The following is a 26,224-nucleotide window of genomic DNA, read 5'->3' as shown; positions in this document are numbered from 1 at the left end:
GAAATGATAGCGACGTGACTATTTTATTTGGTAAAATGACGATGGATTGGTTTGAAAGAGAGGGAATAAAAGTGAAATTCAAGAAGTGGATAAGTGCGACAGCTGCATCGCTTTTACTAGCAACTACATTAGTGAGTGCTACACCAGTTGCACATGCTGATGAAGCAACGACAAGAACGATTGCAGAAGAAAGCATCTATGATTTACTCGTTGACCGTTTCTTTAATAGTTCGGGCACTAACGATTTTGATACAAATACGCAAGACCCTACTAAGTTTGCAGGAGGCGATTTTGCAGGTCTACAGGATAAACTAAAATTTATCGGAGAGATGGGCTTTACAATAGCTTCCATTGGTCCGATTTTTGCCACTGAGAAATATGATGGATCGATGCCGACGAGCTACTCTACAATTGAGCGTCATTTTGGTACAGCTGAGGAGTTTCATAGCGTCATTGAGGCCTATAAAGCTAAAAATGTATCGATCATGGTTGATTTCCCACTAAACAATGTAAGTCCAAATCATGAGTGGGCAAAGGATCCAGCGAAAAAGGACTGGATTGCTTCAACAAATAATGGACAAGTACAGTGGGACTTAACAAACAAAGATGTACAAGAAGCGCTTATTAAATCAGCAACAGATTTTGTTTCTACATATGATGTTGGTGGGATCCGTTTAACAAATATTGCTGGTGTCGATAAAGGATTTATCAATGAAATGATTAAGGCATTAAAAGATTCGAAAAAATCGCTGTATGTGATTTCTAATGAAGAAAGTGATGCAAACTTTGATGCAAGCATTTCACCGGCTACGGCTGATATTTACCGTAATATATTTAAAAATGTTGATATGGATTCTTCTAAGTTGATGGAACCTTTTACAGGTGAAAAGCCAACTCAAATTATGGTAGATTCCCTAGAAACACATCGTTTTACATTTGATTCTGCAGCTGAAAATATGTTCCCACCAACGCGTTTGAAAATGGCTATGGGTGCTTTATTTATGATGCCAGGGGTTCCAGTTGTGCAATATGGTACAGAAATTGCGATGAACGGGGAAACAAAGCCAGATACGCACCAAATTTTCAACTTTAAAACAGATGATGAGTTAATCGAATATATTAAAAATGTTCAATCTTTACGTAATAAATCTGAGACATTACGCAACGGTGATTTTGAAGTTATTACAAATGAAAATGGCCTACTTGTATTTACACGAACATCTGATAAAGAGAAATGGGTCATCATGGTTAACAACACTAGTAAAACACAACGCGTTGATTTAACACCTGCTCAGCTTGGAGAAGGTAAAATGCTAAATGGTATTTTACATGAGGAAAAAGTTCGTATTAATGAAAAAGACGTGTATCCGGTTATTTTAAATCGTGAAATGGTAGAGATTTATCAAGTTAGAAATGATGAAGGATTAAATGTACCTTATATGGTAGCACTAGGATTAGTATGGGTTATATTCATAGGATTTGTAGTTGTTATTATTAAACGAGGTAAAGTACGACGTAAGGAGCAAGATGCTCAATAATAAAGAGCAGCTTTATCCCTCATTGATTTTATAGGTAGTTAAGACAAGATAAAATGATAACCCCCTTCAACACTTTTTAAGTGCGGAGGGGGTTTTTGTTAAGCTTGATAGCTTTTATTCGTAAAGAAGATGGCAATTGTACCTGGTCCTACGTGTGAACCGATAGCTGAACCAATCATAGTTACTTGAATGGCTTTTGGTGAAAATCTTTCTTGGATATAAGTTTTTACTTCGTTGGCAAAGTCCACATCATCACTATGGCTAATACCAATAATTTTCTCAGAAAAATCATCGCCACGTTCTTGCATTAAATCTAACATGCGAGCGATGGCTTTTTTGCGTCCGCGAGATTTTTCAATCGGTATAAGCTTACCGTCCTCTACATTTAAAATAGGTTTAATGCTTAGGAGCCCTCCAAGAAATGCACTTGCCTTTGATACACGTCCACCTTTAGCGAGGTAATCTAAATCTTCAACCGTAAATAAGTGTTCCATTTGAGGGGTAAGGGCTGTAATTTTTGCTTCGAGTTCCTCCAATGAAGCACCTGTATTTCGGAGTCGAACGGCTTCTTCTACTACTAGGCCAAAACCTAGCGAAGCACATTTAGAATCGATGATAGCTAATTTAAGGGAAGGATATTGCTCCTGTACTTGATTGCGAATCATGACAGCTGTATTATAGGTGCCTGATAATTCTGATGAAAAGGCAATATAGATTCCTTCCTCATCATTTTTTGCTAGATTTTCGAAATGCTTGAGAAAAAGCTCTGGTGATACTTGGGATGTTTTTGGGCGAGCACCTTGACGAATAGCATCGTAAATTTCTTTGGAATCAATTGAAATGACATCATCATATTCATTATTGTTCAATTGCACTCGTAGTGGAAGAAGTTCAACATTGTTTTCTTCATAGTAAGACTTTGGTAAATCACATCCACTATCAGTAAAAATTTTCATCATTTGTCCCCCTAATTTAATATTCTATATGAGAAGTTTTCAAATACCTATACTACATAACAGGTGAACAAGTGTCGAGCTTTCACTTTCCACTCTATGTTTCTCTAAACTATTTCTAATGAAATGTTATATAGATATATTATCATATCGAGTTTCAGTATAATTGCAACCCAGGATTTTTAACTTTATTCAATAAGTACCCATCGAATAAAGAGTACTCCTGAATAAAGTTAAAATGAAAAAATGACTCATTACCATAACGTGTGGTTGATTTCCGTTCCGACTGGGCGCTTTGTAGCTGTCGCTTTGCTTTCGCTACAGAAAACATTTGTTGCTGCCGCTTCGCTTTCGCGCAGAGCAGAGCAGAGCTTCCTGGGGGCGTCCGATGAGCCGCTTCACTCGCGCTGCTCGCTCCAGGGTCTCGGGCCACCACGATGGTGGTCACGAAGGCGTTATCACAGGATGTGATGGTTTTAGCCTTCGTTCCTCTATTGCTAATCCCCAAGGAGTCGCCCAGTCTCCACTCCAATCAACTTGGTATAAGTTTCAATAGGTGTCATCCACAATTTCGGTGATGATCCAGGAAATGGGGTATCACTACTTAACTAGGATAATTTCAAGCGATCGATGAGTATTTTAGCGATGCCATCGTCATTATTGGTTGTGGTAATTTCATTGGCAATATTTTTTAAAGAAGAAATGCCATTGCCCATTGCTACACCTATGCCGGCGTAATCAATCATTTCTAAATCGTTATCTTCATCACCGAATGCAATAATACGTTCGCGTGGGATACCTAAATCTTTTGCTACATGAGCGATTCCCACTGCTTTATTTAAGCCGCGGCGAACAATCTCTATAATGTGAAGTGGTGCTCCCCAGCGGCGATGCTCAATGACCTCAGCATGAACTGCCTGTAAATGATCACGAATAATCATGGAATTTACTTCATTAGCTTGAATCAGTAAACTAGTTGGGTTATCAAGTAAATGGGTATAGAGATCTCCAAGAGTAATTTTTGGATTCCCCATGTTAAAAATATTTAATATACGTTCATCCTCTGTATGCACGTAAATATCGTCCTTAACTTCCGCAATAATATTTTCGTATTCATAGCTATTAATGGACTCGACGACATTATGCACTATGCCTAAATCAATAGGAGTATGCATAGTCTGCCAAGCAGCATTTTTTGGATGGTGGACATAAGCACCATTAAAATTCACGATGGGCGTTGTAAGGCCAAGCTCGTGATAATATATATCACTCGCACGATAAGGACGACCTGTAGCAATCATAACTTGATGGCCTTGTTCCTTTGCCTGCAATAATGTTTTTTTAGTTTTGGCTGAAATTTGTTGTTGGTCCGTTAATAACGTACCATCTAAGTCTAAAACGATTAAATGCGGTTTCATAGCTCATTGCCCCTTTCCTATAATTTGAATAGTATCTCTTTGTAAACCATTCGTCAAAATTTTGTCACATCGAGAAAAGTTTGCTAACATAAAGATGAGACAAAAATTGGGAGTGACAAAGATGATTGTTGAAAAAGAATTATGGGGAAATATTCCTTTATTACATATACATACAGAAGATATGAATGAAACAACCCCAGTAGTGATTTTTTTACACGGCTTTATGAGTGCAAAAGAACATAACTTACATTATGCATACCAGCTAGTAGGCAGCGGGGTGCGTGTCCTATTGCCAGATGCAAAATTACATGGCGACCGTAGTGAAGGCCTATCTGAGATGAAAATGAGCTTACATTTTTGGGATATTGTTTTAAATTCTATTCATGAAGTTGAACAATTATATAATGAATTAAAGAATAAAAAATTATTAGTGAATGATAAAATTGGAATTGCTGGTACATCGATGGGTGGAATAGTAACATCAGGCTGTTTAAAGCAATATGATTGGATCAAAACAGCAGCAGTATGCATGGGTGCACCAGGGTTTCTTAAATTAGCGGAGTATCAATTACAGCAATTCACTAAAAGCGGTGTGGATTGGCCAATGTCCGAAGAAGAAGTACAACAAACGAATGAGCTTCTTGCTAAATATGATATCAGTCTAACACCAGAAAAATTCGCAGGACGACCTGTGTTATTTTGGCACGGAGAGCTAGACAAAACTGTACCTTTCAATGATACGTATAATTTCTATTTAACTTTACAAAAATATTATGAAACAAATACAGAAAACTTAAAATTCTTAGCTAATAAAAGAGCGGGCCATGCTGTGTCACGAGACGGTATGTTAGCAGCCACTGAATGGCTTGCACAGCATTTGGCATAATAAGATGCATCTGCTATGATTAAGTTAACACTGTGATGGAAGGAGAAATACAGATGGATCAAGATATGAAAGACAGCATGTTAGGTGCATTAGAAAATGTAATTGACCCTGAGCTTGGTATTGATATCGTCAACTTAGGTTTAGTATATGATGTAGAGTTAGATGAAGAAGGTGTAGCAACCGTTACAATGACGTTAACGTCTATGGGTTGCCCAATGGGACCTGTTATTGTTGATCAAGTGAATACGGCATTAAGTGAGCTGCCGGAGGTAAAAAGTACAAATGTCAACATTGTATGGAATCCACCTTGGTCAAAAGATAAAATGTCACGCTATGCAAAAATGGCATTAGGTGTACGCTAAGTCCACTTAAAGCACAATAAAAAATCCCCGCTTACAACAGTAAGCGGGGGTTTTTTACTGTCAAAAAACTATCTTGTCAATGAATTAAGAGGTCATATAAAATAAAGTATGGTCTTCTGCAAAATAAGGGGTTGATTTCCGTTCCGGCTGGGCGCTTTCCTGGGGGCGTCCGATGAGCCGCTTCACTCGCGATGCTCGCTCCAGGGTCTCATCTGTGACGCTGATCCCCAAGGAGTCGCCCAGCCTCCACTCCAATCAACCACTTCTCTTAGTATGTATCTTCTGGCATGTTACTTTAATTTATAGCGATAAAACGGAATTTCAGCAAGAAGTGTTTTGTGCGAAAGTGAAGCGTCAGCAAGATTAGGTGTACAATAGCATTACTGTTATAAATTTCTTCTGTTTGATTATGGTGAGTAGCCATAGCGTTCACTTTTGAAATAATATAAAATTTATAAAAGTTCTACGTTATCGCTGATTGGAGTGGAAGGCTACTCGACTCCCGTGGGAAAGCGAGACAGGCGAGACCCTGCACGGAGCGTAGCGGAGGAAGCGGCTCGACGCTCGCCCACAGGAAAGCGAGTAGCCTGGAACGGAAATCCCCCTCATTTAAAGATTAAAATATTCACAATGATTTCCTTGATCATTATATGAAATCCCCGCTTACAACTCATAAGCGGGGATTTTGCGTGTAACGAATTAATCGATACGACATATTTGTAACGGACAATTCTCACAGGCGATTTCATCCTTTAAAAATTGTAGATCGTGAATGGTAATATAACCTTTTTCGAACGATATGATATTGTGCTTCTTTAAGTCATTCAGCATGCGATTAATCATCTCGCGACTCGTCGCACATAAATTAGCGATTTCTGTATTTGTTAATGGGAGGTCAATATAAATAGTGTCATTTTCTAAAGGTTTACCATAAGTATTGGAAAGACGGATGAGCGTTGAAAATAAAGCGCCTTTTTTACCGTTTAAAACTAAATCGCGCAAACGACTTTGATGCTTTAAATTTTCTGTTTGCAACCACTTCATATACTCAACCATTAAATTAGGCTGTTCCACTAGTAAAAGTTCCAATGAATCACGGCTTAGTACATATAAACTAGAAGGTTCTAAAACTTTAGCAGTCATAGAATTGTACGTAAGGTTACAAAATAATGAGCCTTCACCAATAATACTATCTGGACCACAAATACGAATGGTTAATTCCTTTCCATTCTCTGTTTCCTGACTAATCGAGATAGCTCCTGTTTTTATATAATAAATTTCTTTCGCACGTTCGCCCTCTAAAAAAATTTTACTATACTTATTCACTTTAATAAAAACACCGTGCTTTTGAAAAAGATCGTGAAATTTTTCTTGTATTCTATCCATAATAACCATATCTCCAACACATCGCTTTCTTTTTGTAAAAATTAAATAATTATTACAAAAGGATGGTGAACAATTTACATACTAAATCTAAGCAACATACTTTTATTATAACGTAATTTTCCAGTTGTAAGGGGAGAAATTTTAGGGCTAATTCTTTGCGAAGGTTTGTCGTGTGTTGTAAAATAAAGTTAGTCAAAAAAGGTCAAACATTTTTCGTGAAACAGAATGGCAAACGGGATTCCGCTTAACATTATTGAAAAGGGGTGCTAAATATGCAATTTCAACAAACAAATGACAAAAAACCATTAGAACAATTTGGACGTAATTTAATTGAAGAAGTAAAAAACGGTAAAATGGACCCGGTAATCGGCCGTGATGAAGAAATTCGTAACGTTATTCGTATTTTAACACGCAAAACGAAAAATAATCCTGTCTTAATAGGTGAGCCGGGGGTTGGTAAAACAGCTATTGTAGAAGGGTTAGCCCAACGTATCGTAAAGGGCGATGTTCCTGAGGGATTAAAGGATTGTATATTGTATGAGTTAGATATGAGTGCCTTAATAGCAGGTGCTAGTTATCGTGGACAATTTGAAGAGCGCTTAAAAGGTGTTTTGAAAGAGGTAAAAGACTCAGAGGGACGCATCATTTTATTTATCGATGAAATTCATACGATTGTTGGTGCAGGAAAAACGGATGGTGCGATGGACGCGGGGAATATGTTAAAGCCAATGCTTGCACGAGGTGAGCTACATTGTATCGGAGCTACAACATTAGATGAATACCGTATGTATATTGAAAAAGATCCTGCTTTAGAACGTCGTTTCCAACAAGTGCTAGTACGTGAGCCGTCTATTGAAGATACAGTTTCCATTTTACGCGGCTTGAAAGAGCGCTTTGAATTACATCATGCGGTGCGTATTCATGACCGTGCGATCGTAGCGGCAGCAGAGCTTTCAAATCGCTATATTACGGAGCGTTTCCTGCCAGATAAGGCCATCGATTTAATCGATGAAGCATGTGCGATGATTCGAACAGAAATTGATTCTATGCCACAGGAATTGGATGCAGTCACACGCCGTATTATGCAGCTCGAAATTGAGGAGCAAGCACTACGTAAGGAAAAGGACGAGGCAAGTAAAAAGCGTCTAGAGCAACTCAGTGAGGAATTAACAAAGCTGAAGGAATCCTCTGAGGGCATGCGTAAACAATGGGAAACCGAAAAAGAAGCGTTACATGGCATTCAGAAAAAACGTGAAAAACTTGATAAATACCGCCGTGACTTAGACGAAGCAGAAAGTAAGTATGATTTAAATAAAGCAGCCGAACTACGTCATGGGAAAATTCCTACACTTGAAAAGGAAATTCAAGAGATGGAAAAACAATTAGAGAATGGTACTGAATCACGTATTTTACGTGAAGAGGTAACAGCTGAAGAAATCGCATCTATCGTTTCACGTTGGACAGGCATACCAGTGACGAAACTAGTAGAAGGTGAGCGTGAAAAATTATTGCGCTTGAAAGATACATTGCATGAACGTGTAGTTGGACAAGATAATGCTGTACAGCTTGTTACAGAAGCGGTATGGCGTGCTCGAGCTGGTATCAAAGACCCGCATCGACCTATTGGTAGCTTTTTATTCCTAGGGCCAACAGGTGTTGGTAAAACAGAACTTGCAAAGGCACTAGCGGCACAGCTGTTTGATTCTGAGGATCATTTTATTCGCATTGATATGAGTGAATATATGGAGAAGCATAGCGTATCACGTCTTGTAGGGGCACCTCCAGGCTATATTGGCTATGAAGAAGGTGGGCAATTAACAGAAGCTGTTCGCCGAAATCCATATTCAGTTGTATTATTAGATGAAATTGAAAAAGCCCACCCTGATGTTGCGAATATTTTACTGCAAATTTTAGATGATGGACGCATTACAGATAGCCAAGGTCGTATGGTTAACTTTACGAACACGGTGGTCATTTTAACCTCTAACATTGGCTCAAGCTATTTAATGGAAGCAAAAGAAGACGATGCAGCAGTGGAGGATTTAGTGATGGCTGCACTGCGTCAACACTTTAAACCAGAGTTGTTAAATCGTATGGATGATATTATTATGTTCCATGCACTATCAGATGAGCACTTTACAGCGATTGCTTGGAAATATGTCGAACAGCTTGTCAAACGAGTGGCAGAGCAAGATATTACTTTACAAGTAGAACAAAATGTAATTGACTGGGTCGTAGAACAAGGAGCAGATGCTCAGTTTGGTGCTAGACCGCTAAAACGTTTCGTGCAACGTTATATTGAAACTGCGGTTGCAAAAGAATTGCTTCGAGGTGAAGTATTACCAGGAGAAACATTGCACATTCGAATGCATGACGGTCAATGCATCGTTGAAAAATAACAAAAAAACCTGTTCCGCATTGAGCGAAACAGGTTTTTTCTAGTTGAATTAATGATTGTCTGCAGCTTCTGGAGTTGACTCGTTTGGAATAACTGCACCGATGATGAAAACAAGAATTGTAAATACAACTGATGTCACAACAGCAGTTTGGAAATCAAAATCTGTACCAAGTACAGAGCTTACTACGTAGTTTAACATTGAAACTAGTAGAAATGACCATATGAATGTTACGATATATTGCATTAATTTCACCTCAACCGAACTTTTTTATATCATTATCATATCATAACATAAATCGAAAAAAAAAAAACCTTTTCTGTGAAACATGGCGAATTTGTCACAACGATAATCTTCCTTTTGTACTTGCATGCAATTTCAGTAGGATCGGCGAAATTCGAAGACGTCGTAAATGCTGATTGCTAGGGAGTGTCTGTGGTTGTTTAATTGAAGAAGTTATAGAGAAAAAGACTAGTAAAGAAAAGGTTGAAGTATTGGATAAAAAAAAGCATGGTTCATACTCACTGCAATTTTATTTTATGGTGTAAAAGGGTTAACGTATGGTTATCTATTATTCAAACTAATGTTGTAGTTCTAAGCTATCTCATACCGAGGTGGCTTATTGGGTCATCTGTGCGTTAGTCATTTTTTATTTGAAACTTTTTTACGTACCATTCGTATTATAACTAGACAATTCGAATTAATAGAACTGAAAAAAGGGAGAAATGAATTTTTGAACCATTGAATGAAGCAATTACTTTTTGTGATTTACTTGATTACCATTGCGGATGCGTATTACTCAACGTTGTTTATTGAACCAAAAACACCACCACAACACCAGACGATTAAAGCGTCAGCCATTACGTTGACACAACTACGGTAGCAAACCTAACAAAAAGAAACGTACAACACGTCGTTTGAAACCTTCTGTGCTGCAACCCATCAAGCGATTTCTTCAGATCACTAAGTGTTCCAAAGAGAACGTGATCCTTAACGACCTATTAGAGAATAGTTTGGACGTACGCAGATTCATGCGAGAGCCACCTTTCATCTTTTTACGATATCGACTTTTGCGTTGTTGATAATATATATGTTAACAATTGGTAGGCTAAAGCTGCGGATTTATTTGCAGCTTTTTTTTCATTAACCGCCATTATTAAATTTTTTAGCCTCACTTTTCAAAAAAAAATGCTTTTCTTGCATCAGCTCTAAAAATTGGAGATGACATTTGTTAAATCGTATGCCATGTATATAAGTTGATTGGAGTGGAGGCTGTGCGTATCGGACGCCCCAAGTCGGAACGGAAATCACCCCCCACGTTATGGTAATGAGGAACGTTAAATTTAATTCATCTTGCACCTCTCCTTCATTATGAGTTATAATTAAGACCAGTTACTAATAATTGATAGTAAGAAAGCAGAGGGGTTGCTAAATGAACGCTGGTATTATAGGAATTGGCAAATACGTTCCGGAGAAGGTCGTTACAAATTTTGATTTAGAAAAAATTATGGACACTTCGGATGAATGGATTCGTACTCGCACAGGGATTGAAGAACGCCATTTTGCCGCAGATGACCAAGAAACTTCAGATTTAGCAGTAGCTGCAGCAAAAGAGGCTATTGCAAAAGCAGGTATTACACCAGAGGAAATAGGCTTAATACTTGTAGCAACAGTAACACAAGATCAAAACTTTCCAAGTGTAGCATGTATGGTTCAGGAGCAAATTGGAGCAGTCAATGCAGCTGCGATGGACCAAGCGGCTGCATGTGCAGGATTTATATATAGTTTAGTGACAGCAAAGCAATTTGTAGAATCAAATGCTTATAAATATGTCTTAGTAGTAGGTGTTGAAAAACTGTCGAAAGTACTTGATTGGGAAGACCGTAATACCGCTGTGTTATTTGGTGACGGTGCAAGTGCAGCAGTTGTTGGTCCAGTATCAGAAGGTAGAGGTATTTTATCATTTGAGCTTGGTGCTGACGGTACAGGTGGAAAGAATTTGTATTTAACACAGCAAGACACAATCGCTATGAATGGTCGTGAAGTATTTAAGTTTGCAGTTCGTCAAATGGGTGAATCTGCAGTAAACGTATTAGAAAAAGCTGGTTTAACAAAAGAAGACGTAGATTTTTTAGTGCCGCATCAGGCGAATATTCGAATTATGGAATCTGCTCGTGAGCGTCTAGAACTACCACCGGAAAAAATGTCGAAAACGATTCACAAATATGGTAATACGTCGGCAGCATCTATTGGTATTTCCTTGGTAGATGAGCTTGAGGCAGGTAAGATTAAAGATGATGATATATTAGTACTTGTTGGATTTGGCGGTGGCTTAACATGGGGTGCCGTTACAATTAGATGGGGAAAATAAAAAACGAAAATGCTTGAGGGGAGTAAGACAATGAGTAAACGACGAGTAGTAATTACAGGAATTGGCGCAGTTACACCGCTAGGAAATAGCATCGAAGAAACATGGACTAACATTAAAGCAGGAAAATCTGGCGTTGGTGAATTAACACGTTTAAATAAAGATCTTTTCGCAGCAAAAATTGCCGCTGAAGTGAAAGACTTCAATATTGAAACGTATATTGAACGTAAAGAAGCTCGTAAAATGGATCGCTTTACACAGTATGCCTTAGCAGCGTCTATCATGGCGATGGAAGATGCACAATTAACAATCGATGAAGAACTAGCACCACGAGCAGGTGTCTGGATTGGCTCTGGAATCGGTGGTATGGAAACATACGAACAACAATTTTTAACATTCCAAGAGCGCGGAGCAAGACGTGTAAGTCCATTCTTCATTCCAATGATGATTCCGGATATGGCTTCAGGCCAAGTATCGATTCACTTTGGGGCAAAGGGCATTAACTCTTGTTCAGTAACTGCTTGTGCTTCAGGTACAAACTCCATTGGGGATGCTTTTAAAGTAATTGAACGTGGCGATGCAGATGTAATGATTTCTGGTGGTGCAGAGTCGCCAATCGTTACGATGGCAGTAGCAGGCTTCTGCGCAAATACTGCATTATCTTTAAATACAGATCCAGAAACTGCTTGCCGTCCATTCGATAAAAATCGCGATGGTTTCATTATCGGTGAAGGTGCGGGTATTGTTATTTTGGAAGAGTATGAGCACGCAAAAGCACGCGGTGCAAAAATCTACGCAGAAGTTCTTGGCTATGGTGCAACAGGGGATGCACATCATATTACAGCTCCAGCTCCAGAAGGAGAAGGTGCTTCTCGTGCAATGATGCAAGCTTTAAATGATGGCGGCGTAGAGGCTTCACAAGTAGACTATATTAACGCACATGGAACAAGTACACCTTATAATGATTTATTTGAAACACAGGCAGTAAAAACAGTCTTTGGTGAACATGCCTATAAGCTTGCAATGAGTTCTACAAAATCAATGACAGGTCACTTATTAGGTGCAGCTGGTGGTGTTGAAGCTATTTTCACAGCGCTAGCACTTAAAGAAGGCATTATACCACCAACAATTAATTTAACAGATCCAGATCCAGATTGTGATTTAGATTATGTACCGAATGAAGCTCGAAAAGCAGAGATTAAATATGCTATGAGTAACTCACTTGGGTTTGGTGGACACAACGCTAGTCTACTATTCAAAAAAATCGAGGAATAATAAAGTAAAACTATAATCAGTGGGAGGTTCTTCATCTCCCACTGTTTTTTAGTATTCACCAAAAGGGCTGTTTTATCACTATAAATTAGATTGACATGCCAGAAGATACACGCTAAGAGAAGTGGTTGATTGGAGTGGAGACTGGGCGACTCCTTGGGGATCAGCGATAGGGGAACGAAGGCTAAAACCATCACATCCTGTGATAACGCCTTCGTGACCACCATCGTGGTGGCCCGAGACCCTGGAGCGAGCAGCGCGAGTGAAGCGGCTCATCGGACGCCCCCAGGAAGATCTGCTCTGTGCGAAAGCGAAGCGACAGCAACAACAAAGCGCCAAGTCGGAACGGAAATCAACACCTTGTTTTACAGAAGAGCCTTACTTTATTTAATATGATCAATAAAAAAACGTCAGCCAATTTACGTGGCTGACGTCTTTTTTTATAGTTTTGTGAATAGATGATAAGTAAGAAGAAATAGAAAGGATGCCATAATCTTGTTCCGACTCTTTTTATTTTTAATGAGCTATGGCTTATTGATTCTCTCTGTAGGGAATCTCATCTTGTATTTGAATTATCGGACACTCGGATATTCCTGGCTAGTAGTTTTTAAGTACATGGCACATACATCAGCGTTTTACATGGCCATTGGATCAGCCGTTGTATTATGCGCTGTTGTGCTTGATCTTGGTTACGATAAAACTATAGATGAAAAAGATAAGATGTGACTCTTAAATTACTCTCTTTTTGGCCAAGCTCTTACGATCATCTCTATGATAAAGTATTCTTTTTAGCGACGTGCACGACCAAGGCCCATTGCTTCTTCCATGCGTTTTAATGTAGCACTTGCAATTGCATTTGCCTTTTCAGCACCTGCATCTAAAATAATATCTAATTCTGAGGATTCTACCAAATTATAGAACTTCTCTTGGATTGGAGTCAGGTGATCGATAACCGCTGCTGCCACACCTTGTTTGAAACCACCATAGCCAACGCCTTCGTATTTTTTTACAAGATCGTCAATAGATACGCCTGAAATGGCAGATTCGATTGTTAGTAAATTAGAAACACCAGGTTTATTTTCCACATCAAATGCCACAATACCATCAGAGTCAGTAACAGCAGATTTAATTTTTTTCTCAATATCTTTCGCTGAATCTAAAAGCTTGATTGTCGCTTTTGTATTTGGATCAGATTTACTCATTTTCTTAGTAGGTTCTTGTAGTGATTTGATACGAGCCCCTGCTTTTGGTAATTGAATTTCAGGAATCGTTAAAACGTCACCATAACGTTTGTTAAAGCGCTCTGCTAGATCACGAGTAAGCTCAATATGCTGCTTTTGATCATCACCGACAGGCACAATGTTTGTATTATACAAAAGGATGTCTGCTGCCATTAATGGTGGGTATGTTAGTAGAGCGGCAGATACGCTTTCCTTACCGTGAGATTTATCCTTGAACTGTGTCATACGTTCAAGCTCACCAATCGATGCAACACATTGTAACATCCAGCCTGCTTGTGCATGAGCTGGCACTTCTGATTGAATAAATAATGTAGATTTTTTAGGATCGATACCAGTAGCAATATAAGTAGCTGCTAGGTTGCGAATATTTTGACGTAATTCCTGTGGATCTTGTGCAACTGTTATTGCATGCTGATCGACGATACAATAAACAGCATCTCCTTCATCTTGTAATGCAGGGAATTGCTTAAACGCCCCTAAATAATTCCCTAGAGTTACAATACCTGTTGGCTGTACGCCTGAAAAAATAGTTGTCATTGTCATTTCCTCCTTGAACTTTGTTACCTCAGATAGTCTTTACATAAGACCTGATCCATTGATCCAAAATAAAAAACATCATGCGTCCTCATTAGTTTTCTAATGAAGGGACGAATGATGTTTGAATCCGCGGTACCACCCAGCTTGCCTAAATCGGCCACTTTACTTCGTAACGTGAAGGGACGAGCTCTGCTAATAGACTCCAGTAAGGAAACTAAGACGTTCACAAAGCTAACTCGGAAGTCCATTCCAAATGCTTACACGATCTGTTTGCAGCAACCACAGACTCTCTAAACGTGTAAAATGCATATGTACTACTCTTCGTCAGCGTTTTTTATTTAGTTCAATAACCGTCTTCCATCTGTATAGATGAGGAGAACTCACCAAAGACATAATTGATTTATTGCAAAAAATTATATTATAAACGCTCGGTGAAATGCAAGTGTGCAAAGTCAGACTTTTGGCGGTGTTCATTCTCCAAAAAAAATTATATGCTATTTTTGCTGCTTTTTTTATCTAATTAGCATCTCAGGAAAGCGCCCAGTCGGAACGGAAATCAACTAAACGTAATGGTGATGGGCTATTTTTTGAAAATGCAACCAATATTAGTAAATATACGTCTATATTGTACACACTGAACTGACAATATTCTCGTTTAAATTTTTTAAATGAGAACAAAAACAATCGGAAATGAGTGTTTAAAATGCGCTACGAATGGGAATATTATTAGTAGTCCATTAGACATGCCAAAAAGTAACTGCTGCTTTGAAAAGTTATATAATTAGACAGAAAATTTCGCGTGATGAGGTTATTCTTTTTTTTATTGGAACTATATTCAAACATCACAGAGTACTGTATAATGGTATGTAGATTACATTACATTAATTCTAATTTAACACACTGGTTTATAGATAATGATTAAATGGAAAGGATGTGTCAGTATGATAGTAACTTTATTTACATCACCAAGTTGTACGTCTTGCCGAAAAGCGAAAGCATGGTTAGAGGAGCATGAAATCCCATATACAGAACGTAATATATTTTCCGAACCATTAAGCATTAGTGAAATTAAAGAAATTTTGCGTATGACAGAGGATGGTACGGATGAAATTATTTCAACTCGATCTAAGATTTTCCAAAAATTGAATGTTGATGTTGAAAGCTTACCATTACAACGTTTATATGAGTTAATTCAAGAATATCCAGGTTTATTACGTCGTCCAATCATTTTAGATGAGAAACGTTTACAAGTTGGCTACAATGAGGATGAAATTAGACGTTTCCTACCTCGTAAAGTTCGTGCGTATCAATTGCAAGAAGCACAACGTATGGTGAACTAAAATCTCCATATTCTGCATAGAATAAGTATTAGATGTTACGTATGCAACAAGCATATTGTGACATCTATTTTTTTGTGTTTTACTTATGTAAAACCTTCTATATAAAGTATAATAAATAATAGGGAAAAGTCATATATTTCCGTAAAGTATGTTAAACTTGATTTAAACTTAATAGTTTACTACAATTTCAATAATTCAAATATCTTCTGTGAAACGGTGTATATCCTTTTCATTTTATGACAGAACAGCATACAATATAATTAGAGACAACTGTGGACAATTATTTTTTGATTTCGGTTGCTCAACGGTTTACTGTAGTGTGGTCAAAGGTTGAAAAACAAAAACGGAGTATGAGGTTAAAAACAATGAATAAAAGCATACTAATGAAACAAAACTGTTTTTCGACAAATGACAGTGAAGGGAGATGAGGTCTAGTGGACATCGAACGTGTAAACGAAAATACACTCAAGCTCTTTATTACGTACAATGATATAGAGGATCGCGGCTATAGTCGTGAAGAAATTTGGTACAATCGAGCAAAGGGTGAACAACTTTTTTGGGATATGATTGATGAAGTAAACACGGAGGATTACTTTGATGTAGAAGGTCCTATTTGGATTCATATCAATGCGTCTGAAGTAGGCTTAGAAATCATTGTCACACGTGCACATATTTTAAAAGACGGTGAAACCTTAGATGGTTCTTCGCAATTTGACGATCACAAAGAGTTGTTTGCCCCATTCGAGGACGTTGGAGAGGATCTTCTCAGTCAACTAACTCAGTTTGGTGACTTAGATGATTCAGAGTTATTTATGGATACAGACATTTATGTTTATAAATTTAAAGATATTGATGAGTTAATCCCTGTAGCGAAACGCATAACAGATGAATTAGTGGATTCCTCATTATTTAAATATGAAAATTGGTACTATTTGGTAGTTGACTTTGCGAACGCAGATGAAGAACTAAATCATCACGATAGAAATGCCGTTATCAAAGAATTTTTAATACCATCAAATTTCACAATCCATCGCTTAGAGGAATATGGCGAAAAAATTATGGAATTTAATTGCTTTGAAACAGTACGAAAATATTTTATTTAAAGTAATAAGTACTTGATTCAGTGCCTTAGACTGTAAACAAACTTGGTGATTATCAAGTTTGTTTACAGTCTTGTGCGAAAGCGCAGCGACAGCAACAAATGATTTCTGTGCGAAAGCGCAGCGACAGCAACAAATGATTTCTGTGCGAAAGCGCAGCGACAGCAACAAATGATTTCTGTGCGAAAGCGCAGCGACAGCAACAAATGATTTCTGTGCGAAAGCGCAGCGACAGCAACAAATGATTTCTGTGGCGAAAGCGAAGCGACAGCTACAATTATGCCGAGGCATAGCAAAATTGATATTTCAAGAAAAAGCCGTTCTTTATTTGTTGCTATAAAAACACTCCTTTACAATTGGTCAAAAAGGAGATGATTTTATGCTTATAGCCTATAACGAGCAGCAGCAGATTTTCCTTCCATACCAATATTCAAGGGAAACTTTACAACGATATAGGCAGCAGATGAGATTTTTTTGTCCCCAATGCCAGCAGTCTGTCCAATTAAAGATAGGTAAATATAATATCCCTCATTTCGCTCATATTGCTAATAATAGGTGTGAGCAGTTATTTGCAGAGGGGGAATCCAAACTTCATTTACAAGGAAAAGTCCAATTATTTGAATGGCTGAGAAAACTCGGGCATACAGTAAAGCTGGAGCCATATTTACAGAAACTTTCACAGCGACCAGATATGCTTTTGATAAAGGAACAAAAGCAAATTGCTATTGAATTTCAATGTAGTACAATTTCACATGAAAAGTGGCTACTGCGTACATCTGGATATGAGAAAAATTCTATACAGCCATTGTGGCTTTTTCAAACACCTCAAAAACAATCTACACAAGGTATTCAAAAAATTTCTATTTCCCCAATTATGCAAAAGATGATAATTACCACAGCACAAGACTTGGCTTATTTGGTGACCTATGATGCAAACATATCGAAATTTATTTATTGGACGAATCTTCTTCATGTTCATGGGCATACTTTTATAGGTAAAGTACAGGAACTAACTATTCACAAGCAACGTTTTCCTTTTTATGAGCCTAAGTCAATTACGAAAGAGGAATTTCATCTTTATTGGCAGCTTTATAAAAAGCATTGTAAGCAATTCGTGTACCAACGTTTATTACATAGTAAAAATGGGGTACAAGATTCATTTTTACGAAGTTGTTATGAGTTACGTTTTGCTTTAAAGGCTATGCCTGATTACGTAGGTGTTCCGGTAAAAAATGCGGAAGTGATACCGATCTCTCCTATCGAGTGGCAAACGATCTTACATCATTTTTGTCGTCGTTTACAATTAGTACCTCATGAACTAAACGAGGAAAATATTCGATCGTTTTTAATCGAACAAAATGTAGAGGTAACAAACCAAGCAGTACAAGCAATCAAAAATTACAGAATGGTACTGGCGAAAAGTTACGAAGAAAATGATTGTTTTCCGGATATTTGTGAGCAAGTGTACGCACATTTATTTGCAATTGCCGCAATATACTGAGAAAATATGAGAGTATAGGAAAAACTCACATATAAAGGGGGCTGGCACATGGCTAGTAATCAAGTTTTAGTAAGAAATGAAGTTCCAGAAGAGTTAACTTGGCGCTTGGAGGATATATTTGCAACTGATGCCCTATGGGAAGAAGAGTATAAAGAAGTTGCAGAAATTGCAAAAAAGGCGTCTAGCTATGCAGGTACTTTAACAAATGGTTCGGATGCGTTATTAGCAGTTCTAACTTATCACGATGATATTTATCAACGTACAATGATGCTTTACACGTATGCTCATATGCGTTATGACCAAGATACGACAAATAGCTTCTACCAGGATATGAATAGTCGTATTCAAACATTAGCGACTAGTATCTCAGCTGCCCTATCGTTTTTAACACCAGAGATTTTATCATTGAGTGAAGAAACAATAGAAAGTTACTTAACAGAAAACAAAGACTTACAACTGTATAAGCAATCTTTAAAAGAAATAACGATGGCACGTCCACACGTATTACCTGCAGAACAGGAAGCATTACTTGCACAAATGTCTGAGGTTACAGGTAGTGCTTCAAATACATTTAGTATGTTAAACAACGCTGATATGGTCTTCCCTAAAGTGAAAAATGAAGATGGAGAAGAAGTACAACTAACACACGGTAACTATATTAAGTTTCTAGAAAGCAAAGATCGCACTGTTCGTGAAAATGCCTTTAAAGCAATGTATGAATCTTACGGTAACTTTAAAAATACGTTTTCGTCTACATTAACTGGCAATGTTAAAAAGCATAATGTCAGCGCACGTATCCGTAATTATGATTCCGCACGACACGCAGCAATGTCTAATAACTTCATTCCAGAAAGTGTTTATGATCAATTAGTAGAAACAATTCATAAGCATTTACCAGCTATGCAGCGCTACATTTCATTACGTAAGAAACTTTTAGGTGTGGACGAACTGCATATGTGGGATTTATTTGCTCCACTCGTTAAGGAAGTCGATATGAAAGTCTCTTACGACGAAGCGAAGGATATTTTAGTAAAGGCTTTAGCGCCACTAGGTGAGGAATATCAAGGTATTGTTCAGGGTGGTCTTGATAACCGTTGGGTGGATGTCTTAGAAAACAAAGGGAAACGCAGTGGTGCGTACTCTTCAGGCGCTTATGGAACAAATCCATATATTTTAATGAACTGGCAGGATAATGTTAATAATCTATTCACTCTAGCTCATGAATTTGGTCATAGTGTACACAGTTATTATTCACGTAAAAATCAGCCGTTTGTTTATGGTGATTATTCTATTTTTGTGGCTGAAGTAGCTTCGACATGTAATGAAGAACTGTTAAATGATTATTTACTAAAAACAATTGAAGATCCACAACAGAAAATTTATTTATTAAATCATTGGTTAGATGGCTTCAGAAGTACTGTTTTCAGACAAACAATGTTTGCTGAATTTGAACACCTAATCCACCAAATGGATAAGAATGGTGAATCTTTAACAGCAGATCGTTTAACAGAGGTTTACTATAATTTAAATAAACAATACTTCGGCGAGGATATTGTTGTAGATGAGGAAATTGGCTTAGAATGGGCTCGTATTCCACACTTCTACTATAATTACTATGTGTATCAATATGCTACAGGTAAATCAGCTGCAACAGCATTAAGTAAACAGATTTTAGAAGAGGGTACACCAGCTGTAGAACGTTATATTAATAACTTCTTAAAAGCAGGTTGCTCTGATTTCCCAATTGAGGTATTAAAGGCAGCGGGTGTTGATATGAACGTTGCTAAACCGATTGATGATGCATGTAAAGTATTTGAAGAACGTTTAAATGAGTTAGAAAAATTATTGTTGAATAATTAATTTCAAAGGCTGTAGGTATTTCACTACAGCCTTTTTTCTATGATTAATTAAATAATAAACATTTAAGGAATAATGATTTTTTTTGATTTCTAAATGTTTAAAAGTGTGTATCTTGAAAAAATACTGTTTGTAATCGCTTTCTATTTGACAAATTTGTGAATCTATCATCGGACTTGTTGCTATATTTACTATTCCATGATAAATTGATTCATGTGAAATAAATCACAAAAACAAACATACACCCCTTTGTTTGAACGTGAACATTTCTCCCATCCCCTTTGTGAAAAAGAGGCGTCACTATCTGTCGAGGATAGTGGCGCTTCTTTGTTTTGTTTTAAATCTCAATCAAACGGTGAAGTATTCCGATAAAACTCAAAAATGTTCCGATAAATCACTGAAACGTTCCGACAAATTACTAATATGTTCCGACAAATTACTAATATGTTCCGATAAATCACTAGAACATTCCGATAAATATATTGCCTAACCGCTGATTTTCCAAAAATAAAATGAATGCAACCGGTTGCATTCATTTTATTTTTTATTTATAATGCAATCAAGTGGTTGCATTATATATCTCATTCAGTGGGTGTTTGACACCCGCTGAATGAAGATAAAGCCTTCGGCGGATGGCACGGATTTTTAAAGGAATGAATATAAGGATGTTAGCCTAAAACCTTCGCATCCTGCGAAAACGGCTAACTGACCTGCATCGGTAAAAACGCCACGTCCTGTGGCATTACCGAAATGACCGACATAGTGTCGGCCCTCGTGCAGGCCTGAGCACAATTCAAAATCCGGACGCATTGTTTATCTGTAGCGAAAGCGAAGCGTCAGCGGCAATTACGCCAAGGCGAAATTGATAGAAAAGAGGCTAGAAAGTGAAGAGTAAACAAAGTTATATGATACCTGTAATTGCTGCGGCTCTAGGTTTTTTTATGGCTTTATTGGATACCACAATTGTGAATGTATCTTTGCCAAAAATTACAGCATACTATGAAACTACAATTGATCAAATTTCTTGGGTTGTTGATGGCTACAACATTGCATTTGGCGTTGTTTTGTTAACGGCGGTTAGATTTGCAGATCAATTTGGTAGGAAGAAAATATTTCAAATAGGGCTTATTTTGTTTGTAGTTGCATCAGTTCTTTGTGGAATATCGCAATCTATTGAGTTATTAATCTTATTTCGTGTGATTCAAGGTTTGGCTGCAGCAATGATTGTTCCAATATGTGTTCCTTTAGTACTTGTTCATACTCCGAATGAAAAGGTTGGTATTGTAACGGCGCTATTTGGAATTATGGCAGGGATATCGACAGCATTGGGGCCGACAATTGGAGGAGTAATCTCAGAGTATTTTTCATGGCAGTGGATATTTTATATTAATTTACCAATAGGGATTTTAGCAGTAACCTTAATTCATACTTTTGTACATGAATCGTATGATCCTACTGCTTCTAAGAAGATTGACTGGATTGGTATGATTACCATTAGTATTTCATTGTTTGCACTCATATACGGGCTTTTACAAGTGAAGGAAGTTGGATGGTCATCACCACTTGTTGTTGGTTGTTTAATTGGTAGTGTAATAGGCTTACTATTGTTTGTAATGATTGAATCAAAAAATAAAGACCCAATGCTCCCAGTTCAGTTGTTTAAAAACTATCAATTTGCAAGTGGGAATATCGCATTGTTATGTTTAGGAATCGGTATGATGTGTGTCTACTTTTTAATGGCTTTTTATTTAACAACAGTAAAAGGAATTTCTCAGATACAGGTGGGCTTAATTCTTAGCTCATCTTCTATAGCGACAATGCTCATTACACCTCTTGCAGCTAAAGCAAATAAATGGGGAACATTATGGTTTGGTGTCATTGGTTATGTACTATTTAGTATTGGAACTTACTTGTTAGGTTTTATATCGACAGATCAATCGGTTTGGACTATTGTCGGGGTTTTAATGATCGTCGGTTTCGGATCTGGTTTAATCTTTAGCCCATTATCAATAGCGCTCATTTTGCAGGTTCCAGAAGAAAAGGCTGGGATTGCATCAGGGTTATTTCAAGTAAGTCGTGTAATTGGGGCTGCGGTTGGCGTGGCAATTTTAGTAGTGATGCTACAGCATACGATGCAGAACGAAATGAAAGCGGCAAAAAAGGAAATGATCGAAAAGATTGAGATAAGTAAACTTAGTGATAATACGAAGGAAAAGCTAAAGCTTCAATTGGAAAATTATAAAGGTAGAAATGAGCTAACAGAAAATAAATCGTCACTACAGGATGTTTTACATAAGCTAACAGACGAAGAGGAAAAACTATTAAAATCTTCACCAGATAACGCACGTGCTGAAATTAAGAAGAGCTTTGCCATTGAAAGAGAGGAAATAATTAATCTTTATCCAGCTTTAGAAAAAATAATTAAGGATCATATTTCCTTAGCATATAAAGCAGTGTTTAGATTTGGAGCAATTGTCATGTTAATTGGTGCTGTTTTCGCATATTTGAATGGCATAAATGCAAGAAGAATGAAGAAATATATAAAGGAACGTAACTTTGAGGTTGCTATGAAACGTTAACTTTTTTCAGCAGATGTTTTGGTAGCGAAAGCGAAGCGTCAGCTACAGATGTTTTGGTAGCGAAAGCGAAGCGTCAGCTACAGATGTTTTGGTAGCGAAAGCGAAGCGACATCACACGATTGAATGACCAACATCATGCTGCTGCCGCTACGTTAGCACTACGCTTTCGCGCAAAAAACATCATGCTGCTGCCGCTACGCTTTCGCACAAAGAATATCGGTTTGCCTAAAGCCTCCTTTCCTATCCCGGACTCAATTATGCAGAGGTATAATTGCGTATACTGAATGCAACTGATTGCTATCAATTTCTGATTCAGATATAATATTGAGCAAATTATGTTCGGAGGAGGAAAGAGGGCATGATGGCAAAGTTGAAAACAAGAGAAAAAATTCTAAATGCTGCTTTGACACTTTTTGGTGAAAAAGGGTTTGCTGGAACTTCGACACGTGAAATTGCTGAACGTGCCGGTGTGAATCACATTACACTTTTTAGACACTTTGGAAATAAGGAGAATTTGTTTCGTGAAAGTGTTATTTCACATAAAACAGACAGAGATTATTTTCCTAAAATAGAAGAGGCGTTTACAGGGGATATAGAGCATGATCTTAAAATCTTGGCGCGAGCTTATTTTGAAGAAAACATTCCTGTCAAGGAAACTATTTGGGTACTTATGCGTGAGATTCAACAAGATAAAGATTTTGAAAAAATGTTTTTTGAATACCCGAATAAGTTATTTCACCATTTAGAGAATTATTTAATTAAATTACATGAGCAAGGGAAAATTCCAAAAGGGAACTTTAAATATACAGCGAATTTTTTCTATTCATTGCTGTCGTCAATTTTAGTTTTCCAATTGACATTACCATATATAAATGAGCATATTAATCCGGATATTGATGAGATGATAGATGAAGTTGTGCATTTATTTACAGTAAGCTTGTATAATCCGAGAGAACGTAACAAAAGCAAGTGAAGTTTTCTTCACTTGCTTTATTTTAAGGGGCATCTTGGACAAGTCCCTATTTTATAGAATAATAGTATAATTGCATTATTTAATACGCCACAATATAGCGTGGTCTGTCTGAATTCTTTCAATCTTTTGTTGCAGCATACGCTTTTTTAATTCGCGTTCAGCTGTTTGTTCTGTTACTGAGTAGATGACAGCTACTTCATTTGTTGAAAGTGTATGGAATTTTGTAAATAGCTCTTCCAATGTCGGTAATGGTTGACGCACAAGCTGTTCATCCATTATTTCTTGTAAAATATGTTCATAAACTTCATAGGAATAGTTACCATTAACTTTAAGACCCTCATCTTCAATACATTCATTGAAAAATACAATACTAGGTACTTCATCAACTTCCATTTCACGTTTAATATATAAATCGCATTGGAAGGCACGTGCTGCTTCCTTGGAACCAAAGTCTGCAGAAAATTCATTCATGTCTAATTGAACATCTTCTGCAATTTTTAACAGCGTTGCATAAGAATTGACATCTTGCTGGTTTAGTAGTACATATTCTTGTAGTTTCGACAGATAGCGTGCTCCTACACGTTTGCCCTGTAACTCTGCCGCTTTAATAGCGATAGATGGTAAAACAGGGTGATTAATGTCGAGCTCAATACCTGACATACAACCCTTTACACGTTTGCTTAAACAATTCAAAGAGGCAAGCTCTGTGCTTAGTACAAAGCGCCATGTAAAGTAATGGTTGTACTCTAAATGTAACTTACGAAGAATGGCTTGCATATTAAATGCTTCTGGACAAAGTGGATCTACGAAAATATACAATTCAATAGGCTTATTAGCAGTAGAAATCTCAGGAGTTGGCTTCTGCAGCATTTGAATATTATTCACGTAACAATTCCCCCTCATCGTCATTTGGTGTATTAATCATGTGATGAGCTGTTAATACTAAACGTTGATAATAAATTTCACGGAACTTCCCTTCCAGCCCAACTTCATCCATCGCCTCGGACATACATTCAAGCCAAGCTTGAGCACGATCAGGTGTAATCGGAAAATTCATATGGCGTGCACGCATCATTGGATGTCCATGCTCCTCAGTAAAAAGATTTGGTCCACCTAAATACTGTGTTTGAAATTGAATTTGCTTGCGAGCTGTCTCTGTCAAATCTTTCGGAAAGATTGGAATAAGGTCAGGATGCTGAGCAACTCTTTTATAGAATGCATGGATTAGCTCTGAAAGCTTTTCAGCCCCCAGCTCCTCATAAGGAACAGTGTATTTTCGACTCATAAGTTAAATGCCCCTTTAATTCTTTATATCGTAAAGTATATTTTTATACTTGGTCATCTTTACAAATGTGAATTTCTTGTGACTACCTACATTCTATCAACGTCTTTTCGTTAACACAAACAAAGCGCTCTTCCGAAATGTTTTTCGCTAGAAAAGCACAAATTTCACCACGCGGGTGAAATTTGCCGGAAAAGACTGTATTAACAATGTTTATGCGAATCAATTATGCCTCGGCCTAATTCCATGACATCCGCCGGAGGCTTTAGGCCAACAGATGTTTTTTGCGCGAAAGCGAAGCGGCAGCAGCAAATGTTTTCTGTGCGAAAGCGTAGTGTTAACGCAGCGACAGCAACATGATGTTGGTCACTCAGTCGTTGCCACAGGACGTGGCAACGACTGAGTTCCTCTATTTCAGCGAATTTGCTAAAGAAGTTAAACTGTGTAGTAATTCATCACTTTGTTGACATAATTCTGTGTTTCTTTGAAAGGAGGAATGCCACCGTACTTTGTTACGCGTGAAGCGCCTGCATTATAAGCAGCTAACGCTAATGTAGGATCATTATCAAACTTATCTAGCAATTGGCGTAAATATTTTGCCCCTGCCATAATATTCTGCTCAGGATCAAAGGCGTTTGTAACCCCTAAATATTGCGCTGTTTTTGGCATTAATTGCATTAATCCTTGTGCTCCAGCATGACTAACCACATTTGAATCAAAATTAGACTCTTGCTTAATCACTGAAGCGATAAGTTTCTCAGGTACATTATATGTAGCTGCTGCCTTTTGAATAATCGAAGCGTATTGGTTCGCACCTGCTAATGAATTGGCATAAGCTGTTGAACCAATTACATTATCCGAAACATAGGAGTCGAGTTTTGTACTAGATTGTGTATTTGCTAATGCCGTCTGTACAGCAGAAGGTATAAAAACGTCATTAGAACCATTATAAAGTAATGATTGATACGCACTATTTTGCATGTTTTCAGATAACCCATTTAAACTACTAAACTGGCTCATCAATGACGAAGCGCTTGATACGCCCCCGAGCAAACTAGATAATTTTGCATTGTTAGTAGTAGTTGAGTCGCTGAGCAATTCGCTAATCATATCAGAAAACATAGAATTGCTGTCTGTAAGATTGTTTGACGATGAATTTTCTGAAGATCCTAGTGTTTGTAATGCTTGAATGTCAAGTAAAGTTCTGAGTGATTGGATATCCAAGGAATTTCCAC

The 26,224-nt window shown here is 37.5% G+C and carries 24 protein-coding genes and 1 other annotated feature; of the genes, 14 read left to right on the top strand and 10 right to left on the bottom strand.

All coding sequences use genetic code 11. The features are described 5' to 3' along the window. Positions 1-71 precede the first annotated feature (71 nt). Positions 72-1,538: an alpha-amylase family glycosyl hydrolase gene (locus AC1DCY_RS10375; protein WP_477349815.1), complete on the top strand. Its 1,467-nt coding sequence runs from the start codon at positions 72-74 to the stop codon at positions 1,536-1,538. Positions 1,539-1,636: 98 nt separating this feature from the next. Here the strand turns inward: AC1DCY_RS10375 and AC1DCY_RS10370 are convergent, their stop codons facing one another. The 3 genes from AC1DCY_RS10370 to AC1DCY_RS10360 all read right to left on the bottom strand — a co-directional run bounded on the left by AC1DCY_RS10370 (position 1,637) and on the right by AC1DCY_RS10360 (position 3,909). After that, complete coding sequence (locus AC1DCY_RS10370) at positions 1,637-2,494, bottom strand: DegV family protein (protein WP_477349814.1); 858 nt, start codon at positions 2,492-2,494, stop codon at positions 1,637-1,639. Between the two features lie 154 nt (positions 2,495-2,648). Beyond that, positions 2,649-2,999, bottom strand: a complete 351-nt coding sequence (locus AC1DCY_RS10365) for a hypothetical protein (RefSeq protein WP_477349812.1) — start codon at positions 2,997-2,999, stop codon at positions 2,649-2,651. Between the two features lie 100 nt (positions 3,000-3,099). Further along, a complete protein-coding gene (locus AC1DCY_RS10360) occupies positions 3,100-3,909 on the bottom strand; it encodes a Cof-type HAD-IIB family hydrolase (protein WP_477349810.1) in 810 nt (269 codons plus the stop codon). Between the two features lie 121 nt (positions 3,910-4,030). Here AC1DCY_RS10360 and AC1DCY_RS10355 point away from each other — a divergent pair, with 121 nt between their 5' ends. Beyond that, on the top strand, positions 4,031-4,795 hold the full coding sequence (locus AC1DCY_RS10355) for a prolyl oligopeptidase family serine peptidase (protein WP_477349808.1): 765 nt from the start codon (positions 4,031-4,033) through the stop codon (positions 4,793-4,795). A gap of 53 nt (positions 4,796-4,848) precedes the next feature. After that, on the top strand, positions 4,849-5,157 hold the full coding sequence (locus tag AC1DCY_RS10350; RefSeq protein ID WP_477349806.1) for a metal-sulfur cluster assembly factor: 309 nt from the start codon (positions 4,849-4,851) through the stop codon (positions 5,155-5,157). 84 nt (positions 5,158-5,241) lie between these two features. On the opposite strand, the gene AC1DCY_RS10345 is transcribed toward AC1DCY_RS10350, so the two are convergent. Both AC1DCY_RS10345 and AC1DCY_RS10340 read right to left on the bottom strand, forming a co-directional pair. Then, positions 5,242-5,388 (bottom strand): hypothetical protein, encoded by a 147-nt coding sequence (locus AC1DCY_RS10345; RefSeq protein WP_477349804.1) that lies wholly within the window; start codon positions 5,386-5,388, stop codon positions 5,242-5,244. 468 nt (positions 5,389-5,856) lie between these two features. Then, complete coding sequence (locus AC1DCY_RS10340) at positions 5,857-6,543, bottom strand: Crp/Fnr family transcriptional regulator (protein WP_477349802.1); 687 nt, start codon at positions 6,541-6,543, stop codon at positions 5,857-5,859. A 272-nt stretch (positions 6,544-6,815) separates the two neighbouring features. On the opposite strand from AC1DCY_RS10340, the gene AC1DCY_RS10335 reads away from it, so the two are divergent. Continuing rightward, entirely contained in the window at positions 6,816-8,942 is a 2,127-nt protein-coding gene (locus AC1DCY_RS10335; protein WP_477349801.1) for an ATP-dependent Clp protease ATP-binding subunit, read from the top strand. A gap of 48 nt (positions 8,943-8,990) precedes the next feature. On the opposite strand, the gene AC1DCY_RS10330 is transcribed toward AC1DCY_RS10335, so the two are convergent. Then, entirely contained in the window at positions 8,991-9,185 is a 195-nt protein-coding gene (locus AC1DCY_RS10330; protein ID WP_477349799.1) for a YjzD family protein, read from the bottom strand. A gap of 1,186 nt (positions 9,186-10,371) precedes the next feature. On the opposite strand from AC1DCY_RS10330, the gene AC1DCY_RS10325 reads away from it, so the two are divergent. The 3 genes from AC1DCY_RS10325 to AC1DCY_RS10315 all read left to right on the top strand — a co-directional run bounded on the left by AC1DCY_RS10325 (position 10,372) and on the right by AC1DCY_RS10315 (position 12,975). After that, the gene (locus AC1DCY_RS10325; RefSeq protein ID WP_477349797.1) at positions 10,372-11,310 is read left to right on the top strand and encodes a beta-ketoacyl-ACP synthase III; all 939 of its coding nucleotides are present in this window, start codon (positions 10,372-10,374) and stop codon (positions 11,308-11,310) included. A gap of 30 nt (positions 11,311-11,340) precedes the next feature. Next, positions 11,341-12,582, top strand: coding sequence for a beta-ketoacyl-ACP synthase II (gene fabF / locus AC1DCY_RS10320; protein ID WP_477349795.1), 1,242 nt, complete (start codon positions 11,341-11,343; stop codon positions 12,580-12,582). Between the two features lie 153 nt (positions 12,583-12,735). Further along, a complete protein-coding gene (locus tag AC1DCY_RS10315) occupies positions 12,736-12,975 on the top strand; it encodes a hypothetical protein (protein ID WP_477349794.1) in 240 nt (79 codons plus the stop codon). A gap of 392 nt (positions 12,976-13,367) precedes the next feature. Here AC1DCY_RS10315 and trpS read toward each other — a convergent pair whose 3' ends face one another. Next, positions 13,368-14,357: a tryptophan--tRNA ligase gene (gene trpS / locus AC1DCY_RS10310; protein ID WP_477349792.1), complete on the bottom strand. Its 990-nt coding sequence runs from the start codon at positions 14,355-14,357 to the stop codon at positions 13,368-13,370. 103 nt (positions 14,358-14,460) lie between these two features. Further along, positions 14,461-14,694 (bottom strand) — a binding site (T-box leader). A 607-nt stretch (positions 14,695-15,301) separates the two neighbouring features. Here trpS and spxA point away from each other — a divergent pair. The 6 genes from spxA to AC1DCY_RS10280 all read left to right on the top strand — a co-directional run bounded on the left by spxA (position 15,302) and on the right by AC1DCY_RS10280 (position 23,707). After that, positions 15,302-15,697: a transcriptional regulator SpxA gene (spxA, locus tag AC1DCY_RS10305; RefSeq protein ID WP_024362527.1), complete on the top strand. Its 396-nt coding sequence runs from the start codon at positions 15,302-15,304 to the stop codon at positions 15,695-15,697. A 434-nt stretch (positions 15,698-16,131) separates the two neighbouring features. Beyond that, a complete protein-coding gene (mecA, locus tag AC1DCY_RS10300; protein WP_477349790.1) occupies positions 16,132-16,800 on the top strand; it encodes an adaptor protein MecA in 669 nt (222 codons plus the stop codon). 376 nt (positions 16,801-17,176) lie between these two features. Further along, positions 17,177-18,298 (top strand): competence protein CoiA, encoded by a 1,122-nt coding sequence (locus AC1DCY_RS10295; RefSeq protein WP_477349788.1) that lies wholly within the window; start codon positions 17,177-17,179, stop codon positions 18,296-18,298. A 48-nt stretch (positions 18,299-18,346) separates the two neighbouring features. Beyond that, positions 18,347-20,158 (top strand): oligoendopeptidase F, encoded by a 1,812-nt coding sequence (pepF, locus tag AC1DCY_RS10290; RefSeq protein WP_477349786.1) that lies wholly within the window; start codon positions 18,347-18,349, stop codon positions 20,156-20,158. Between the two features lie 881 nt (positions 20,159-21,039). Continuing rightward, positions 21,040-22,734, top strand: a complete 1,695-nt coding sequence (locus AC1DCY_RS10285) for an MFS transporter (RefSeq protein WP_477349784.1) — start codon at positions 21,040-21,042, stop codon at positions 22,732-22,734. A gap of 358 nt (positions 22,735-23,092) precedes the next feature. Next, the gene (locus AC1DCY_RS10280) at positions 23,093-23,707 is read left to right on the top strand and encodes a TetR/AcrR family transcriptional regulator (protein ID WP_477349782.1); all 615 of its coding nucleotides are present in this window, start codon (positions 23,093-23,095) and stop codon (positions 23,705-23,707) included. Positions 23,708-23,782: 75 nt separating this feature from the next. Here the strand turns inward: AC1DCY_RS10280 and AC1DCY_RS10275 are convergent, their stop codons facing one another. Beyond that, a complete protein-coding gene (locus tag AC1DCY_RS10275; RefSeq protein ID WP_477349780.1) occupies positions 23,783-24,592 on the bottom strand; it encodes a DsbA family protein in 810 nt (269 codons plus the stop codon). Then, positions 24,585-24,992 (bottom strand): globin domain-containing protein, encoded by a 408-nt coding sequence (locus AC1DCY_RS10270; RefSeq protein ID WP_134025340.1) that lies wholly within the window; start codon positions 24,990-24,992, stop codon positions 24,585-24,587. Before AC1DCY_RS10270 ends, AC1DCY_RS10275 begins: the two co-directional genes overlap by 8 nt. Before the next feature lie 274 nt (positions 24,993-25,266). On the opposite strand from AC1DCY_RS10270, the gene AC1DCY_RS10265 reads away from it, so the two are divergent. Further along, positions 25,267-25,392 carry a hypothetical protein gene (locus AC1DCY_RS10265; RefSeq protein WP_477349778.1) on the top strand — a complete coding sequence of 42 codons (126 nt, stop codon included), beginning with the start codon at positions 25,267-25,269 and terminating at the stop codon, positions 25,390-25,392. A gap of 32 nt (positions 25,393-25,424) precedes the next feature. Here AC1DCY_RS10265 and AC1DCY_RS10260 read toward each other — a convergent pair whose 3' ends face one another. Continuing rightward, positions 25,425-26,213, bottom strand: a complete 789-nt coding sequence (locus AC1DCY_RS10260) for a lytic transglycosylase domain-containing protein (protein WP_477349777.1) — start codon at positions 26,211-26,213, stop codon at positions 25,425-25,427. Positions 26,214-26,224: the final 11 nt, after the last annotated feature.

The organism is Lysinibacillus sp. 10T31, from assembly GCF_056394365.1.
Note: the sequence above shows the minus strand (reverse complement) of the source record. Positions and strands in the feature narration are given on the sequence as shown.

Excerpts from the sequence above, each read along its gene's own strand:
- AC1DCY_RS10370 (WP_477349814.1), bottom strand. The coding sequence starts at position 2,494 with ATGAAAATTTTTACTGATAGTGGATGTGATTTACCAAAGTCTTACTAT.
- AC1DCY_RS10360 (WP_477349810.1), bottom strand. The coding sequence starts at position 3,909 with ATGAAACCGCATTTAATCGTTTTAGACTTAGATGGTACGTTATTAACG.
- AC1DCY_RS10355 (WP_477349808.1), top strand. The coding sequence starts at position 4,031 with ATGATTGTTGAAAAAGAATTATGGGGAAATATTCCTTTATTACATATA.
- AC1DCY_RS10350 (WP_477349806.1), top strand. The coding sequence starts at position 4,849 with ATGGATCAAGATATGAAAGACAGCATGTTAGGTGCATTAGAAAATGTA.
- AC1DCY_RS10340 (WP_477349802.1), bottom strand. The coding sequence starts at position 6,543 with ATGGATAGAATACAAGAAAAATTTCACGATCTTTTTCAAAAGCACGGT.
- AC1DCY_RS10335 (WP_477349801.1), top strand. The coding sequence starts at position 6,816 with ATGCAATTTCAACAAACAAATGACAAAAAACCATTAGAACAATTTGGA.
- AC1DCY_RS10330 (WP_477349799.1), bottom strand. The coding sequence starts at position 9,185 with ATGCAATATATCGTAACATTCATATGGTCATTTCTACTAGTTTCAATG.
- AC1DCY_RS10325 (WP_477349797.1), top strand. The coding sequence starts at position 10,372 with ATGAACGCTGGTATTATAGGAATTGGCAAATACGTTCCGGAGAAGGTC.
- fabF (WP_477349795.1), top strand. The coding sequence starts at position 11,341 with ATGAGTAAACGACGAGTAGTAATTACAGGAATTGGCGCAGTTACACCG.
- trpS (WP_477349792.1), bottom strand. The coding sequence starts at position 14,357 with ATGACAACTATTTTTTCAGGCGTACAGCCAACAGGTATTGTAACTCTA.
- AC1DCY_RS10295 (WP_477349788.1), top strand. The coding sequence starts at position 17,177 with ATGCTTATAGCCTATAACGAGCAGCAGCAGATTTTCCTTCCATACCAA.
- pepF (WP_477349786.1), top strand. The coding sequence starts at position 18,347 with ATGGCTAGTAATCAAGTTTTAGTAAGAAATGAAGTTCCAGAAGAGTTA.
- AC1DCY_RS10280 (WP_477349782.1), top strand. The coding sequence starts at position 23,093 with ATGATGGCAAAGTTGAAAACAAGAGAAAAAATTCTAAATGCTGCTTTG.
- AC1DCY_RS10270 (WP_134025340.1), bottom strand. The coding sequence starts at position 24,992 with ATGAGTCGAAAATACACTGTTCCTTATGAGGAGCTGGGGGCTGAAAAG.
- AC1DCY_RS10265 (WP_477349778.1), top strand. The coding sequence starts at position 25,267 with ATGTTTTTTGCGCGAAAGCGAAGCGGCAGCAGCAAATGTTTTCTGTGC.